This is a genomic window from Spiroplasma endosymbiont of Dactylopius coccus (assembly GCF_977110965.1).
In genome coordinates, this window is sequence record NZ_OZ373019.1 from 422,340 (window position 1) to 438,859 (window position 16,520).

15 protein-coding genes are annotated in these 16,520 nt (G+C 23.8%); 8 read left to right on the forward strand and 7 right to left on the reverse strand.

Features of this window, described 5'->3' with window-relative positions:
* Positions 1-41: 41 nt before the first annotated feature.
* Together ACXUB0_RS02805 and ACXUB0_RS02810 are read right to left on the reverse strand one after the other, a co-directional pair.
* A complete protein-coding gene (locus ACXUB0_RS02805) occupies positions 42-2,729 on the reverse strand; it encodes an Mbov_0397 family ICE element conjugal transfer ATPase (RefSeq protein WP_458257687.1) in 2,688 nt (895 codons plus the stop codon).
* Positions 2,710-2,961, reverse strand: coding sequence for a hypothetical protein (locus tag ACXUB0_RS02810; protein WP_174480064.1), 252 nt, complete (start codon positions 2,959-2,961; stop codon positions 2,710-2,712). The genes ACXUB0_RS02805 and ACXUB0_RS02810 overlap by 20 nt, the downstream gene beginning before the upstream one ends.
* Positions 2,962-3,517: 556 nt before the next feature.
* Here ACXUB0_RS02810 and ACXUB0_RS02815 point away from each other — a divergent pair.
* Positions 3,518-3,937 carry a hypothetical protein gene (locus ACXUB0_RS02815; protein ID WP_458257688.1) on the forward strand — a complete coding sequence of 140 codons (420 nt, stop codon included), beginning with the start codon at positions 3,518-3,520 and terminating at the stop codon, positions 3,935-3,937.
* A 221-nt stretch (positions 3,938-4,158) separates the two neighbouring features.
* Here ACXUB0_RS02815 and ACXUB0_RS02820 read toward each other — a convergent pair.
* The 4 genes from ACXUB0_RS02820 to recA all read right to left on the reverse strand — a co-directional run bounded on the left by ACXUB0_RS02820 (position 4,159) and on the right by recA (position 9,552).
* A protein-coding gene (locus ACXUB0_RS02820; protein WP_458257454.1) for an IS3 family transposase occupies positions 4,159-5,279 on the reverse strand; the annotation gives its coding sequence in 2 pieces (ribosomal slippage) (positions 4,159-5,003 and positions 5,003-5,279; 1,122 coding nt in all).
* A gap of 235 nt (positions 5,280-5,514) precedes the next feature.
* Positions 5,515-6,870, reverse strand: coding sequence for a signal recognition particle protein (gene ffh / locus ACXUB0_RS02825; RefSeq protein WP_458257689.1), 1,356 nt, complete (start codon positions 6,868-6,870; stop codon positions 5,515-5,517).
* A 149-nt stretch (positions 6,871-7,019) separates the two neighbouring features.
* Positions 7,020-8,594 (reverse strand): ribonuclease Y, encoded by a 1,575-nt coding sequence (gene rny, locus ACXUB0_RS02830; protein WP_458257690.1) that lies wholly within the window; start codon positions 8,592-8,594, stop codon positions 7,020-7,022.
* Positions 8,595-8,757: 163 nt separating this feature from the next.
* Positions 8,758-9,552 carry a recombinase RecA gene (recA, locus tag ACXUB0_RS02835; RefSeq protein WP_458258782.1) on the reverse strand — a complete coding sequence of 265 codons (795 nt, stop codon included), beginning with the start codon at positions 9,550-9,552 and terminating at the stop codon, positions 8,758-8,760.
* Between the two features lie 575 nt (positions 9,553-10,127).
* Between recA and ACXUB0_RS02840 the strand changes: the two genes are divergently transcribed.
* The 7 genes from ACXUB0_RS02840 to ACXUB0_RS02870 all read left to right on the forward strand — a co-directional run bounded on the left by ACXUB0_RS02840 (position 10,128) and on the right by ACXUB0_RS02870 (position 16,144).
* On the forward strand, positions 10,128-10,358 hold the full coding sequence (locus ACXUB0_RS02840; RefSeq protein WP_458257691.1) for a transposase: 231 nt from the start codon (positions 10,128-10,130) through the stop codon (positions 10,356-10,358).
* A gap of 32 nt (positions 10,359-10,390) precedes the next feature.
* Positions 10,391-11,200, forward strand: a complete 810-nt coding sequence (locus tag ACXUB0_RS02845; RefSeq protein WP_458258783.1) for an IS3 family transposase — start codon at positions 10,391-10,393, stop codon at positions 11,198-11,200.
* Positions 11,116-11,991: a hypothetical protein gene (locus ACXUB0_RS02850; RefSeq protein ID WP_458257692.1), complete on the forward strand. Its 876-nt coding sequence runs from the start codon at positions 11,116-11,118 to the stop codon at positions 11,989-11,991. The genes ACXUB0_RS02845 and ACXUB0_RS02850 overlap by 85 nt, the downstream gene beginning before the upstream one ends.
* Positions 11,992-12,776: 785 nt before the next feature.
* Positions 12,777-12,899 carry a hypothetical protein gene (locus ACXUB0_RS02855; protein ID WP_255495889.1) on the forward strand — a complete coding sequence of 41 codons (123 nt, stop codon included), beginning with the start codon at positions 12,777-12,779 and terminating at the stop codon, positions 12,897-12,899.
* A gap of 18 nt (positions 12,900-12,917) precedes the next feature.
* The gene (locus ACXUB0_RS02860) at positions 12,918-14,150 is read left to right on the forward strand and encodes a hypothetical protein (protein WP_458257693.1); all 1,233 of its coding nucleotides are present in this window, start codon (positions 12,918-12,920) and stop codon (positions 14,148-14,150) included.
* The gene (locus tag ACXUB0_RS02865) at positions 14,101-14,844 is read left to right on the forward strand and encodes a hypothetical protein (RefSeq protein WP_458257694.1); all 744 of its coding nucleotides are present in this window, start codon (positions 14,101-14,103) and stop codon (positions 14,842-14,844) included. Before ACXUB0_RS02860 ends, ACXUB0_RS02865 begins: the two co-directional genes overlap by 50 nt.
* Complete coding sequence (locus tag ACXUB0_RS02870; protein ID WP_458257695.1) at positions 14,804-16,144, forward strand: hypothetical protein; 1,341 nt, start codon at positions 14,804-14,806, stop codon at positions 16,142-16,144. Before ACXUB0_RS02865 ends, ACXUB0_RS02870 begins: the two co-directional genes overlap by 41 nt.
* On the opposite strand, the gene ACXUB0_RS02875 is transcribed toward ACXUB0_RS02870, so the two are convergent.
* Positions 16,145-16,339, reverse strand: coding sequence for a hypothetical protein (locus ACXUB0_RS02875; RefSeq protein WP_458257696.1), 195 nt, complete (start codon positions 16,337-16,339; stop codon positions 16,145-16,147).
* Positions 16,340-16,520 lie beyond the last annotated feature (181 nt).

Here is a 16,520-nt window from a genome sequence, read left to right on the forward strand (position 1 = left end):
ATTAACAATTATTGATGAAATCGATAATGTATAAAAATATACTAATTTTCAATTTCGTTATTTTTTATATTTTTAATTGCTTGTGTTTCAGCATCACTAACATTAATATTTAAACACATACGATATAAACTAGAAATAGCAAAAAGACATTCACCAACTTTAGCACGAGCAATAAAATCAGTTTCATTAGCAGAAATGCCACCATATGAAGAATACAATTCATTTAATGCCGCTAAATCATGAGGTTGTAAATTTAATACTTTTAAATATTGACTTGAGTTAATAATAGCAGTAGTATATTTTTTAATTTCTTCAGAACCAAGAAAATCGTTAATATTTTGTGTAATAATATTTATCATACCTGTATACTTACGAATTCTCTTAACAATTTGATACATAAATAATAATGCTGCTGGAAATTCTTTATCAATAAGTAAATGGGCTTCATCAATAGTAATTGAAATTCATTGTTGTTTATTATTAATTTCATTATCATTTTTATTTTTTCGTACTTCATTTTCAATATATTTCAAAATTAAAAACATTTGAGCGTTAACTAAACGTTTATTCCCTGATTGCGTTAAAGTATATAAATCATAAACTTGTAATAAACTACTGCTATTAATATTAGTATGAGCATTTCATAAATTAGCATCAGTACCACCAGTTGCAAATCTTGATAATATAATTAGTAAATTTTTTAATTCATTTTTACTTCTAATTTCTTCTTCTTTAACCATATCAGATTCAATAATATCATATAAATCTTGAAAAATTGGAAATTGATTTGGTTTTAATAAATGAATTTTTGTTCGAGAAGTAATACCAAATTTTTCATACATTAAATTTACATAAATCATTAATAAACTTGATTCATTTCTCGTTAATCCACCAGTAGCAACGTTTAAAAATTGTTCTAAGAATTGCATATGTTGTGCTAAAATATCACGAGTATTATTATCATTAGTATTATCATCACTCAGTGCCAATGTAATTTGAAATGGATTAATATTACCAGAAGAACCATCACCAACATCAATTCAACTTCCATCATGATAATTACATAAATCGCGATATTCACGTTCAGGATCAATAACAATTACTTTATGACCAAGCATAATTTGATAATTTACTTCTTTTTTAGAAGTATAAGATTTTCCCGAACCACTAGTACCAATAATTAATTGATTATGATTTTTACGAGTACTACTTTTAGTTCTTTGATCAAAAAATACTTTATTACCACTTTCATTAAATCCAAGAAACAGTCCTTGTTTATCATTTAATTCTTGATTTAAAAAAGGAAAACTAGCACCTATTGTTAAACATGGCATTTCATGACTTGTTTCTTTAAATCAATCAGCACTATCTGGCATTACTGATAAAAAAGCTTCTAATTGACGATAATATAATTTATCAAACTTCATATTATTGTTTTTTATTTCGTATTCGGCAGTACTAATATTTTGCTTAAGTTGCTTACGATCAGCACCATTAATTAATAAATACATATTAGTATCAAATATTTTTTCACCACCACCAGCAATTTGATCTAGTAATTCATTTAATGATTGATAATGATAATCATAATCTCTTCGTTCTGATAATGATTTTGTCATAAAATTTAAAGTTGCTAAATTTTGCATAGCTTTATTCAATTGTTTTTTAGCACTTTCTTCACTGATACTATTAAAAGTAAAGATTAAACTAGTATTCGGAATATTTACTAAATTTGCTAATCAGACTGCTGAAACTTCAAATGGATAATCATATATGTTATAAACAGTTTGAAAACAATTAGCAAATTCTAAATTATTCTTATGAACTAATAATTCTTTAATCGCTAAATCATTAGTTAAATCTTTACTTTTAACAGTTTCTTCTTTTTTTGTAGTAAACATTTCTTCTAACGAAGCATTTTCATTAGAATTTATTAATTTACTATAAACAACCATCATTTCAAAACAATTAATATCACTAGCTTTAACACCACTACGACTGATATAATTTTTAAAAGCATTTACTTCTTCTTTTAATTTTTCTTGATTTGATGAATAAAAAAATAAGTAAAAAAATGGTTGCGTCATTTCATTTTGATTTTGAATTTCATTATTAGCATTAATTGCTGATATCATTTGAAATTTTCTTGCTAATTTTGCTTTTTCACTAATATTTTCTAAATCAATTTTTTCGAGTTGTTCTTTATAAAAATTAGTTTGCGCAGTTATATCTAAAGGCATATCAATCTTTATTAAAGACATAGAAATATTAATAATTTTAAAAGCTGCAGCTAAATCTTTAATTTTATTTGAGGCTTCTTCATTAGATAATAATGTAATATTAAAACCCTCCAATAATAAAGCTCTAGTATAATTTGTATTTTTCACATTTAATTGCATCACATTCTTACTAATAATTTTTTTAAATGGTACTAATATTTGTGAATTTTTTTCAGATTTATAATAACGATTTTTACTATGAAATTTAAATCATAATAAAATAATTTCTCATCCTTTTTTTCTTGGCTGTCAATAAAAAGTAAGCGGAATAGTAGAACAACCAACTAAAATAACAGCTAATATTTTAAAAATAATATCAATTTGCAACAGTAAAATAATAATTGAAGCAAATCCAACTACCATTAAAATAATTAATAAATCAATTAAACCAACACTTCTCCAAATTTGTAATTTTACAAATTTAATAGTTTTAGGAATTAAAAATTTCATTTATCTTTTCTTTTGAAATTTCATTAGAATTTAGCGCTGAATTTGGTTTACTGTTTATTTTCTCTATCTTTATACTATTAACACGCTTCTTAAAACCACAACGACTGCAATTAACTTGAATATTTATTCCTTCTAAGTAATCAGCTATCAAAATTACTCTACCACATCTATAGCAAGCAAAAGAATTTTGTGGCTTTTGAGCTAATCGAACAGATGTATACGTATCTTTCATAATCATTGTCTCCTAACTGAATTTAATTTGTTTACTAAACACAATTCAAAGTTATCTTGTTCCCTAAATATTATTAAGCAACTGAAAAAGAAAAAATAAATTTTTGCTATATTTTTAATTTAAAATAACCCACTATTTAAACACTATTTTCTTTTTAAAATCTAGTTTTACTTTAAAAAATAAATTAAATTTTTAAAAACAAAGAAGAAAATTTAAAAAAATTTTAATAAAATAATATCTATAAAAACTCAAGAAATCAAAGTTTTATACATTTCTTGAGTTAAATAAATTTTAACAAATTAACAAAAAATAACAAATTTTTTTTATTTTTTGTCAATATCGAATGAAAATTTCCTAAAAATATTTATCAAAAAATTAAATTATTTTGGAAAGTTACACTGTTAAATAAGCACAAATTCCAAATAACCTTTAAAATTTTAATTCCTGTTTTTAATATAGGATTTTTTTTGTATAATTTAATTAAACTTAATATAAGTTTTTAACTCATTGCTTTAATTTCAAAGTAAATGAGTTTTTATTTTGAAAGGATGAAAAAATGAATAAAAATTTACAAGAAGAATATGAATGAATTAATAAAGAATTGATAAAAATAATCATTGATAAAAATCAATTTACTCCAGAAATTATTAGTAATAGAGTTAATTTAGCTCAAACTACTATTGTTGATATTAATGAAAATTTAAAAAAACAAAAAATTAGCAAATTTAAAAAAATTAGTTATTTAATATTAAAAATATTTACTTTTGGAAAAATTGATAAAAATAAAATAATTAAAGAAAAAAATGATTTTTTTATAAAAATATCAAAAGAACTTTTTGGAAATATTAAAAAAGTAAAAGAATTATATATAAGAAAATCAAATAGTGAAATAAATATAGATGTTAATAAAATTAATAATGCAACTTTAAATAATTTATTAATAAATCCGAATAAATCAAACTTACCACAAATGTAAAAACGATAGATTGCAATTAAAATTTCTTTTATATTTAAAATCAATTTTAGGTCACCAAATTTGCCCATATACAAATGATTTAAAAATTTATATGGTTTAGTATTCACAAAATGTAAATCTTATATAACTTTAATTAGGAATTATTAATATCCATATCTTCAAGGATAATTTTTATTGGGTATATAAACTTTTTTAGTTTGGAATGGCAACACTTTTTAGGACTATTTTTTGGTAGACACTTGTTCTTGATATTTGATAGGAGTTAAGTAGTTTAAAGTGCTGTGGATTCTTATGTTGTTGTATCAATTGATATAATCAAATAATTCTAATTTTAATTGGATTAATGATGTAAAATTTTTATCATTAATAAATTCAGTTTTGAAAGTTTTAAAAGTTGCTTCAGCAACAGCATTATCATAAGGACAACCTTTTTTGCTTAAAGATCGAGTAATATTGAATGCTAATAAAAGATTATTAATAATTTTATTGTTAAATTCATTACCTCGATCACTATGAAATATTTGGATATCTTTTAAACAGCGATTTGATTGCATAAATGCTTGATATACTAGTAATGCATCTTTTTTAACTCCAACACTATGTCCAATAATTTCGCGGTTAAATAGGTCTATTAATAGGCAAATATAGTTTCATTTACCATTAACTTGAACGTAAGTTAAATCACTAACAATAACTTCGTTTTTAACCCTATTATTAAAGTTTCTATTAACAAGATTGGTTATTTGACTATTATTGACTTTATTATGATGATTTTTGAATGATAATTTAGTGTATTTTGATATTAAATTATGCTTATTCATAATTTCTTTAATTTTTCTTCTTGATAAATAAATTTCTTGGTTTTCTAAAATTTTTTTTAATCTTCTAGTACCATAAACTTCTTTATTTTCTTTAAAAGCACTAATAACAGCTTCATCATACATATTATTTTTGATTTTATTTTCTTTTTTCTTTAAGTTAAAATAATATGTTGATTTAGATATTTTCAAAAAACGACACATTGTGCGAATTTTATATTTAACTTTATTTTTAGCAATAATTTCTACTTTCTGCCTATTATTAGTGCTGCTTGCTTTAAAATATCATTTTCCATTCTTAATTGTTTTAATTCTTTTCTTAATTTAATTAATTCATTTTCTTCAACAGAACGATTATCTTTAGTTTTAAAACTACCTGAATTAGTAAATTGCTTAATTCAATTATAAGTAGCTGCTCTTGTAACATTGTACTCTTTAGCAAGACAAGACACTGACTTACCGCTTTGATATAAAGCTACTATTTGTTTTTTAAATTCATCTGAATATGAGTTAATATTGGCCATAATTATACTTCCTTTCTTTTCACTAATTTGTTCACTTGTCTACGTAATTAGTGTCCAATAAAGTGTAACCCATCCAATAGTAATGTCGTTTATAATCTTATATTTATATTTTTCTTTCATAGTCATGCTTCTTTCCATATTTATCACCAAGTATATTTAACTTCACTTTTGGGAAATTTTTACTCGATAACTAATAGGAAATTATCACTAAATAATGACAATTTTTTTTATTTTTCTAACTTTTTATTAACTTATCTAATCCTGGAATATTTGGCATTTCTCCTTTTTTAATCTGACCAGCAATTTGATCCATAACTTTTTTAGTTTTTTCAAATTGGTTTAGCACTTTATTTAATTCTTTTTCTGAACGACCTGAGCCTTTTAATACTCTTGCTTTTCTAGTTGGATAACGTAAAATTTGTGGCTTTTCACGTTCTTGAGCAGTTGTTGAAGCAATAATATATTCTGCTATTTTTAAATCAGTTTCAGCATCACTAATTTTAGCATCACTAATTTTAGAAGACATACCAGGAATCATTTTTACAAGTGAGCCCAATTTACCCATTTTTTGAATTTGCTTCATTTGATTAACAAGGTCATTCAAATCAAATTGACCTAACATCATTCTATTCATAGTTTCTTCAACATCACGAGTTGAAACTATACTTTCGGCCTTCTCCATTAATGTAGTAAGATCACCCATTCCTAAAATACGTTCTGCCATTCTTTCTGGATAAAAAACTTCTAAATCAGTTACCTTTTCACCCATTCCTAAGAACTTAACAGGAATCTTTGTTAAATAAGAAATTGAAAGAGCTGAACCACCCTTAGCAGTACCATCTAATTTAGTGATTATACTTCCAGTAATAGGAATAGTATTATTAAACTCAATAGCAACATTAATTATATCTTGTCCTGCCATACCATCACAAACAAGTAAAACTTCTTTTGGTGAAGTAATTTTTCTTATTTCTGCTAGTTCTTGCATTAATTTTTCATCAATGTGTAATCTTCCAGCTGTATCAATTAATATTACATCAAACTTATTTTTATTAGCATATATTTGAGCATTTTTAACAATATTAGTAGGAGTTTCATTTTTTTGGGAAAAAACTTCAATATTCAATTGTTTTCCTAAAACTTTTAATTGTTCAACAGCAGCTGGACGATAAATATCTCCTGCAACTAGTAAACATTTTTTTTGATATTTATCTGTTAACAACTTTGCTAGTTTAGATATTGTTGTTGTTTTACCAGAACCTTGTAAACCAACTATCATAATAACAGTGGGATTAGTAGATAAATCTAATTCAACATTCTTAGTACCCATAATCTTTGTTAATTCATCATGAATAATTTTAATTAACATTTCTTTTTGATCTAAGCCTTCTTTAATAAATTCACCTTTTGCTTTATTAATAATTTCATTAGTTAAAGTTTTAACTACTCTAAAATTAACGTCAGCCTCTAACAAAATTAATCTGAATTCTTTAATTGTTGCTTCCATATTTTCCATGGTTAAAGTTTTTTTACTTAAATTTTTTTCTAATGTTTTTTGTACTTTTTTTGACATAATGTCAGCAAAAATCATATTTATATTCTCCTCTATTTTTAAGACTATATTATTTTAACACTAAAATAATAATGAAAAAATAAATTAAACATAAAAAAATAAATATTTGAATTAACAAATTATATATTTTATAAAGTTAAAAAGAGAACCTAAGGGTTCTCTAAAAATTAATTAATTAATTCTGTTGCTCTTACTTCACGAATAACAGTAATATGAATATCGCCTGGTATTGTAATCATTTGTTCTAATTTTTGTTTTAAGTTTCTTGCTAATATATGAGCATCAAAATCATTAATAACTTTAGGATCAACAATAACTCTAATTTGTCTTCCTGCCTGAACAGCATATGCTTTTTCTACGCCTTTAACAGATTTACACAAATCTTCAATTTCTTTAATTCTAGTTATAAATTCTTCTAATGAATTATTTCTTGAACCAGGTCTAGCTGCTGATAATGTATCAGCAGCTGAAACTAAAGAAGAATAAACATTATCTTTTGCAACATCACCATGATGAGAATGAATAGCATTAATAATAATATCACTTTCACCATATTTTTTTGCTAAAATCACACCATTATAAACATGTGAACCTTCTAATTCATAATCAGCAGCTTTACCAATATCATGTAATAAACCAGCACGTTTTGCAATATTAACATCTAAACCCAATTCAGCTGCCATTGCTCCTGCAAGTTTGGCAACTTCAAAGGAATGCAATAAAACATTTTGCCCATAACTTGTACGATATTTTAATCTTCCAATATAAGATACTAACTCTGGTTCAAAACCAGTTAATTTTAACTCATCAATAATTTTTTTACCATCAACTTTAAAACCTTCATTTAATTCCTGCTCATAAAATCTCAAGATTTCTTCAATTCTAATTGGATGAATTCTTCCATCTTTAACTAAATCTTCTAAAGCTCTAGTTGCAATTTCTCTTCTGATCGGATTAAATGAAGAAATTTGAATTGTTTCTGGCGTATCATCAATGATAATATCTACACCCGCTGTTAACTCAAAAGATTTAATATTTCTACCCTCTTTACCAATAATTCTGCCTTTCATTTCTTCATTAGGTAACTTAACATATGATACTGACTTATCAACAATAAAATTACTTGCATAACGTTCTATTGCTTCACTAACAATATTATTGGCTAACTCTTTAGATTGAAGTTTAATATTATATTCATGATTTTTAATAATTTTATTAAATTCTAATGATAATTTTTCTTTTAATTTACTAAACAATTCATCTTTTGCTTCATTTCGACTCATACCAGAAATTTTTTCTAATTCCATAATAATTTGATCAATTTTTTGATGATATTCTAATTTAACATTTTTTACAATTTCACGTTGATGATAAAGATTTTGTGTTTGTGTTTCAATTATTTCTTCACGTTCACTTAATTTGCGTTCTCTTTTATTTAAAAGTTTCTCATATTCTAAATTTTGTTCTTTACGATATTCAATCTCTAAATACAAATCTTTTTTCATTTTACTTATTTCAATTTTTGCATCGGCTCTTGAGGATTGAATTAATTTTTGAGATTCTTTTTCTCTCTTTAAAATATTAGTAAAACTTTGTTGTTCTTTAATTTTTAAATACATTTTTCTAATTAGAAATCCAGCAATTATCCCTACTATCATTGCTAGAAAAATTGATATACCTACTCACATTCCAAACTGTTGACTACTTATATTTGATAATATAGCTAACATATTTTTTTCCATTTATATTTTTCTCCTTGCTGTAAAACACCTACAAGAAAAAGAATCCTTACACTCAAAAACTTAAATAAAATTAAAATTTTATATTTTTCTTCTTTAATATCTACACACAAATAAGTAGGATAATAATCCTACATTAATTTTAGCATGTTTTAAATATTAATTTTTAAAACTTGATTCGTTCCTTAATTTGTTCTAAAAGAAAAGTATTTGCTTCTAAAGTTTCTTTTGCTTTTATTTTTCCTTGTCCTAATTTTACATCTTCATAAGTGTATCAACCACCAGATTTATTAATAACTTCTTTCTCAACAGCAATTGTAATGATTTCACTAATTTTTGAAAATCCTTCTTCAAAACAAAAATCAAGACTTGCTGTTTTAAATGGTGGTGCTACTTTATTTTTTACAACTTTTATTTTTATTTTATGACCAATTATTTGATTACTTTTGATTAATTGTTCACCTTTACGTACTTCTAGTCTAATTGTACTATAAAAACGTAATGCTTTTCCTTCGGGTGTTATTTCAGGATTACCATATATAATACCAACTTTTTCTCGAATTTGATTAATAAATAAAACAATACAATTAGTTTTTGCGATACTTCCACTAATTTTTCGTAATGCTTTAGACATTAATCGCGCTTGAGCACCAATTGTTTGATCATTCATATCACCATCAAGTTCAATTTGTGGAACTAATGCTGCTACTGAATCAACAACAATCATATCTAAAGCTTCTGATTTAACAAGAATATCTAGTATTTCTAATGCTTGTTCTCCTGAATCTGGTTGTGTAATTAATAAACGACTAATATCAACACCTAATTTTTGACTATATTGACGATCTAATGCATGTTCAGCATCTATAAATGCTATTCTACCATTTTGTTTTTGAACTTCTGCTAAAGCCATTAATGCTAATGTAGTTTTAGGGAGCGTGTCGAAGATGTCGATAACTAAAAAGTTTTAAAAATAGCTCCTTTCTTTTTTAAACCCTTGAATTAAAAATAAATGATAAAAGACGAGAATAAAAATCTTGTCTTTTTTTTGTAATTGTAAAATTTTAAAATTTTTAATAATCGTCTTTAACGCTATTATCAACACGTGTTAGGGAACTAAAAAAGTGAACTACAACACAGTTGTTAAAAATAGTAGCAAGCATGTGGACTTGCATGGATAAATAATAAGTGGAGTGATACCTAATAAAATATACTAACCATTAATGGTAATTCTTGGGGTGGGAGCGAATTGGAAACTAGTATATATAGACCTGTTGTAGGGACCTATTGTATTAATTCTATTCTTTATTTAACCAACCTTGCCACTCTCCAGTGAGCAAGTGTTGGTTTTATTTTTTATTTTTTTTTAAAAATTTTTTGGGCGAGAAAATAAATTTCAAACTTGTAAAAAAAATTGAGCGGTGCCGGTTCAATTAAAATATTAATTTGCTAAACACAAATTAAATAAATATTGAATCGAATGCCTCAATGTTTTTTAAAATTTCACAATTTATTTTTGAGCCCAGAATTTCTGGAATGAATAAAACGAATAGTAGTTATGTTCTTGTCTTGCTAAAGAGTACAATGTTACAAAGAGCAGCTACTTATAATTGAATTAAGCAATTTACTAATTCAGGTAGTTTTAAAACTAAAGATAATAGTTCTGTTGAAGAAAATGAATTAATTAAATTAAGAAAAGAATTAAAACAATTAAGAATGGAAAATGATATTTTAAAGCAAGCAGCACTAATAATAGGCAGAAAGTAGAAATTATTGCTAAAAATAAAGTTAAATATAAAATTCGCACAATGTGTCGTTTTTTGAAAATATCTAAATCAACATATTATTTTAACTTAAAGAAAAAAGAAAATAAAATCAAAAATAATATGTATGATGAAGCTGTTATTAGTGCTTTTAAAGAAAATAAAGAAGTTTATGGTACTAGAAGATTAAAAAAAATTTTAGAAAACCAAGAAATTTATTTATCACGCAGAAAAATTAAAGAAATTATGAATAAGCATAATTTAATATCAAAATACACTAAATTATCATTCAAAAATCATCATAATAAAGTCAATAATAGTCAAATAACCAATCTTGTTAATAGAAACTTTAATAATAGGGTTAAAAATGAAGTTATTGTTAGTGATTTAACTTACGTTCAAGTTAATGGTAAATGAAACTATATTTGCCTATTAATAGACCTATTTAACCGAGAAATTATTGGACATAGTGTTGGAGTTAAAAAAGATGCATTACTAGTATATCAAGCATTTATGCAATCAAATCGCTGTTTAAAAGATATCCAAATATTTCATAGTGATCGAGGTAATGAATTTAACAATAAAATTATTAATAATCTTTTATTAGCATTCAATATTACTCGATCTTTAAGCAAAAAAGGTTGTCCTTATGATAATGCTGTTGCTGAAGCAACTTTTAAAACTTTCAAAACTGAATTTATTAATGATAAAAATTTTACATCATTAATCCAATTAAAATTAGAATTATTTGATTATATCAATTGATACAACAACATAAGAATCCACAGCACTTTAAACTACTTAACTCCTATCAAATATCAAGAACAAGTGTCTACCAAAAAATAGTCCTAAAAAGTGTTGCCATTCCAGAATTTACATTATCAAAACAAATTAAATTATATGATGATTTAGTTTATGATAATGAAAATGAAATATATAGAGGTCCTGTTAGTAAATTTGTTAATAAAGGTTATGTTGCAACTGATTATGATAAAGAAACTGAAACAATGATTTTAGATTGACCTGATGAAATTGGTACATTACCACCCGAAGCATTACAAAATAATCCACAAATTGGTGATTATACGCATGCACCAACTTGTGATTTTTCTGCTAAACAACAAAAACGAATTACTACTAATGAAAATGAAATTACCAAATTAAATACTGAATTAATTAAAGCAAATGAAAATATTAATGATGTTAAAAATAATTGATTTAATATTGAAACTAGTCCTTTATGAAAAAAAGTTGAAAATAATAATATAGAAATATTTAAATGATATTTTATTAAAATCAGTTATCAATATTCAACAGAAAATAACTTTATGAAATTTTATAAAGTAATTAAAATTTATTTAAATAATGTTTTTAATGAATTTGAATTGCTAAATGTTGATTCCATGACGTATAGTGAACAAATCCAAAATAAAACAATTTTAAATACCGGAACGATTTACTATAACAATAAAAAGAAAGAATTTAGTGGTGGCGGTAATTCTTATCCTGAACGTGGAAAAATTAATTTAATTGGTGGTATAAGAAGAAATATATCAATATCAAGGAATAGATACACCAACTGAATTTATAGCAGAAGAAGATACTGAACGTGATTATTATACAAAACAAGAAACTAATAATTTATTAGATAAAAAACAAGATAAATTAATTGCTGGTGAAAATATTAAGATTGATGAAAAAACTAATACTATTAGTGCTACTGGTGGTAGTGGTGAATCATTATGATTAATAGACCCTAATTCGCCTAATATTATTCAACCTAAAGAAAAAAGAATTATTACTTCAAATAATACTAGAATTGTTTATATAGCAGACCCTACACAACCACAAGATGCTGTTAATTTAAGAACATTAAATAAAAATATCCCAGATTTAACTGATTATTATAAAAAAGAAGAAGTAGATAAAGAATTAGAAGATAAAATAGATAAAACACAATTTCAATATGCTTTTGTTCTCAATACTTTTGGTACTGAAATTGCTAATTTAGAAACTAGTGATAAAACTATTGCTGGTGCTATTAATGAATTAATTAAAAAAATAAAAGATTTAAAAATTGGTAAATGAAAAGATGTAGCCTTTAATATTAGTACTACTGGTATAAAAAATCAAGAAATTAGATATGATTGTAAAGAAAATAAATTATATCGTATATGATTTAATTTAAATCCAAGACAACAAAAAATAATATTACCAGATATTTATACATTTACTGATTTTGTTTATTCGTTAGGTTCTGGTATTCCACAAACTGTAACAGTATATAGTACTTATATAAAAGAGGGTGGAAGATTACAATTATTATGTTCAAGAAATGAAAATATTGATGTTTTTAAATGAGAAGACATGAATATTAGTGGTGGTAATTTATGAAAATTACAAGAATTGCAGGAATAATATTATGTTTTTTAAAATAATAAAAATTATTTTAGGTTTAATAGGAGTTTTATTATCTTCTGCTGTTGCTGGTTTAATTATATTTATTATAGTAAAAATTGTATTAAAAATTAATCAAATATTTTAAAAAAAGGTGGTGAATATTATGTTAGGTAGATTTTTAAGAAGAGATAAAAGCACTAATAATGAAGAAAAAACTAAATTAACTTTTTTAAAAGGTAAAAGTACACATGCTTCTATTTTAAGTTATTTTGGTTTTAATGATTTTAATCATGAAACATATTTTACTGATTTTGTAGCAGAAAATAATGCTAATTTATATAATGCTCCACTAGATATTAACAACGAAACTATTAAGCAGTATTTAATTCAACAAGAATTTTATAGAAAAAATTGAAATTCTATTTTTAAATTAAGTAAATTAGGAATTAGTGGTTATTTAATTTTTATTGCTAATGATGATTTATATTTTCAAGTAGTTGATATACAACAAAGAGTTTATGATATTACTGGTAAATTAATTCAATGTACTATTTTTTATGATAGTTATGAACAAAATGCACAAATTGTAAGATTATTTGAAATTTATACATTAAATAATGAACAAGTAACTATTAATCGTGCAATTTATAGTATTAGTGATAATAAAAAACAATTTCCACTAGATTTTAAATCATTCATTAATAATCCAAATTTAGAACAAGAACAAACACTAAATATTAACTATATACCAATAGCAATTATGCGAAATAAAGCAAATGAACTAGCAGATTGTAATAAAGTAATGGATAAAATTAAAGCATTAGATGTTATTTATGAACAAATTGTTTTAGATACAATTTTAAACTCACCAAAGTTTATTTTTAATTCAACTTATGGTAATGTAAAAGATTTATTAGAAGATGCTGTAAGAATATTAGTTACTAAAAATTATATTTTTAAAAGTGGTGGAGATAATAATGAACAAAATGAAAATATCAATATGACAAGTAGTAATTTTAAAGGTAAAAATTTAACTGATATATATGACTGAAATGTTAATGAAATATTTAAACGTTGTGGTATTCATATTCCAAGTCAAAAAAAATCTGCACAACAATCAGTTCCCGAAAGTACAGCTGTAAATATTTCAACTATTAATTATATTGAACAAAAATTATGACAATTTAATATTGATATTCTTAAATTTATTCAAATATTAGTACATTTAGATAAAGATTTATTAAATAGTAAAACATTTAATATTAATGATGAACAAGAAATTAATAATTTAACAGTTAAATTAAAATTATTTAATCCCGAAAATAACCAATTAATAGGAGAGAACAATGGAAAACAACAACAAACCACAAACGAAGTTTCCACAGAAACAAACTAAACTTAATCAAGCAGAAGTAGAAAATGATTATTTAATTGATAATATTCCTTATGACTTTACTAATATGATGAGAGCAACTAGTGACCCAGATATTAATAGAGCATACGATGAATTTAAAAAAAGAACAATTTATATTTATGAAATTGAACGTTTATTTAAAAATAATGAAAATAATAGTTTAAGATTTTCAGCAAATACTATTAAAATTGGTTTTATTGATATTGAAAAAGTATTAAAAACTACTGCTGCTGAAACATCAGACTTTACTATGCAATTAAATCAAAGAGCAAGTACAAATATTAATGATAATACTATTGAATATAGTATGACTGATATTAAAAATTTAATATTTCAAGAAATAAATTTATTAAATCAATTTAAGTTATATGCAGTTAGTATAAATGAACCATTAACTGAAAATAATATTGATAATTTATATATCATTAATAATTATTCACAACCTTATCAAAATCCAAAAACTAGAAGTACTAAAAGTATTACTATTATTAAAATTAAAGATTTTAAAACAAGAGATGGTTATCCAATTATTATTAAATTACAAAAACCATTAGATAAAGATACCAAAGTAACTGGTTTAAAAATTAAAGCCCCTAGAAGCATGATTTTTGGCAATATAAAGGTACTTGGTGAAGTTGACAATATGGAAGTATACCCAATTATTTGTCAAGGATAAGATAGCATTTCCATTATTATCAATGCCTATTGAAACTCAACCAAAAGTTAGAATTTTACAACAATGATTTAGCGAACAAATATTACCTTGAAATTTAGCAAAGCAATTTATAGGACAAGAAAAATCAGTTTTAGATTTAATTGCTATTGGTGGCGGAACTGAAACAAGAAAAGAAATTATTAATAATGCAAAAATAACATATGCTAAAATTGGTAAATATGATGGACCAGCACCAGTACCTAAAAAATTAGCTGATTTTGAAATGAAAAAGAATGAACAATATATATTATATAGTCATAGAGAACCAACCCCACCATATCCTAGTAAATATATTGCTATTGAATTATCACAGAACTTTAATTCAATTGAAATTGAAATAAATGATAAACCACCAATTGATAGTTTACAACAACTATTATTAGATATGCTAAGTTACACATATAACTATAATAGAAATTTTGAAGGTGCTACATATGATGATAAAACTGGTAAACCCAATAATGATATTGCAAAACTAAGAGCAAAATTTGAAGGACAAAAACCAGAAGATGTAATTACTAATTTATTTAAACAATGAGAATTAGATTATCCAAATTATATAAATTTAGAACAAGTAAAAATATTTAAACAAATATTTGTGATGTTATCAAAATATATTTATTCAAGTATGTCTATTAATAAAGGTTTAAATGATGATAATAAAATTTTATTGCCTTATTATTTTGAATTAAAATCAAAGCCAATACATCCAAATGAAAATAAAATTTGAGAATATAAAGATATAAAAGTTATATTAAAGTCTTCATATTTTGATTTTACAGATATAAATAATATTAAATTAAAAAACAATGATATTAGTCAAAATGAATTATTTAAGTTAGATGATAATCAATTCAACTGATTATCTATTACAAACGAATTAGAAAGTAATAACATACCATCATTAATTCCAGCAGATTGAACATTAGGTAATGGTGAATATGGTAAGTATTTTACAAGAGCAATTATTAGTAATAATAAAATTGAAAATATTTTAAATTTATATGGTTCTAATAAATCACAACTATTTTCTAAATTAGAATTTTATAAACAAATTTCACAAATTGATAATAATGGTAATTTGGAATTACAAATTGAAAACCCGATTAATAACTTAAATCGGATAGAAATTAGTGGCATATTTGGTTCTGGAAATTATGATTTAACTTTAATAACAGATAAACAAGAAATAAATTTAACTAATATTAATTTATTTGATAAATATAATGAAAATATTTCTTATATAAATATTGAAATTTAATTATTGAAAATAATTATCTGTATAAGTACCATCTCATTTTATATCTTCATCATGATGTTTAATTTTAGAAAAATATAATTCAGTTTTATTTGGACTATCTCATTTATTTCATCAAATAGTTGTTGTTCCTAATACTACTTCTCCATTGGGTTCTAAATAATGTTTAACATTAGTACCTATATTATGGGTAAGCACCCCCCATGATTAATCCTATTGTTCCAGTTGTAGCACCAGTTAGTGCTAATGCTAATGTAATTTTACTTAAATTTGTTTTTATTCATGTTTTCATTTTAAATTTCTCCTTTTTTCCTTGATTTTACTTATAAATTGTACTATTTTTGATTATTTTTACAAGTATGCTTTTAAATACAAAATA